This is a genomic window from Fictibacillus sp. NRS-1165 (assembly GCF_050468105.1).
In the GTDB taxonomy this organism is placed as follows: Bacteria; Bacillota; Bacilli; order Bacillales; family Fictibacillaceae; genus Fictibacillus_C; species Fictibacillus_C terrinigri.
The window spans coordinates 1-996 of sequence record NZ_JBDPNU010000196.1 but is presented as its reverse complement, the minus strand read 5'-3'; the positions used below and the strand labels follow the sequence as shown (position 1 = coordinate 996).

General features: G+C 43.8%; 2 protein-coding genes. Both read left to right on the top strand.

Going from position 1 to position 996, the window contains the following annotated elements; translation table 11 throughout:
* A partial coding sequence (locus tag ABHN01_RS25860) for a spore coat protein (RefSeq protein WP_429877924.1) occupies positions 1 to 334 on the top strand: 334 nt, incomplete at its 5' end.
* 18 nt (positions 335 to 352) lie between these two features.
* On the top strand, positions 353 to 996 hold a 644-nt coding region (locus tag ABHN01_RS25855), incomplete at its 3' end, for an alcohol dehydrogenase catalytic domain-containing protein (protein WP_429877923.1).

The window sequence follows — 996 nt, the reverse complement described above, 5'->3', positions numbered from 1 at the left end:
GCATATGCCTGAGCTAGCAGACACCACCTTTGCCATGGACTTTCTAATTCGTGCCAAAGAAGGCGTTCGCAACATAGCTGTAGCATTAACCGAATCCGCATCACCTGATGTCCGAGCGGCATTGAGAAAACAGTTAAAGCAAGGCATTGCCATGCATCAGGAAATATCTGAGTTGATGATCAAGAAAAAATGGTTCCATCCTTACGAATTAACGGAACAGTATCAATTGGATCAGCTTTCGGCCAACAATACGATTAAGATTGGAAAAATGAACCTGTTTCCCGTTGAGACCAATCGAAAGGGCATGTTTGATCGGACACCTGATGAACATTAACACTGGAGGTTATATAGCATGAAGGCGGTAACATATCAAGGGATAAAAAATGTTGTTGTAAAAGAAGTGCCAGCCCCTAAGATTGAAAAACCAGATGACATGATCATCAAAGTGACCAGTACAGCGATATGTGGTTCTGATTTGCATTTAATTCATGGCATGATCCCTAACCTGCAAGAGAACTATGTCATTGGACATGAACCGATGGGAATCGTTGAAGAGGTTGGTCCGGAAGTAACAAAACTAAAAAAGGGAGACCGCGTAATCATTCCATTTAACATCGCATGCGGTGAATGCCGTTACTGTAAAGACCATTTGGAAAGTCAATGCGACAATTCAAATGATAATGGAGATATGGGAGCCTATTTCGGATATTCCGGAACAACTGGCGGTTATCCAGGCGGGCAAGCGGAATATTTGAGAGTCCCTTTTGCCAACTTTACTCATTTTAAAATCCCGGAGACCTGCGAGGAACCTGATGAAAAGTTAGCGGTTATTGCGGATGCGATGACCACTGGTTTTTGGAGTGTTGATAATGCGGGCGTAAAGGACGGGGACACCGTTATCGTTTTGGGATGTGGTCCCGTTGGACTATTTGCACAAAAGTTTTGCTGGCTAAAAGGGGCGAAGCGGGTCATTGCAGTCGATTATGTGAATTATCG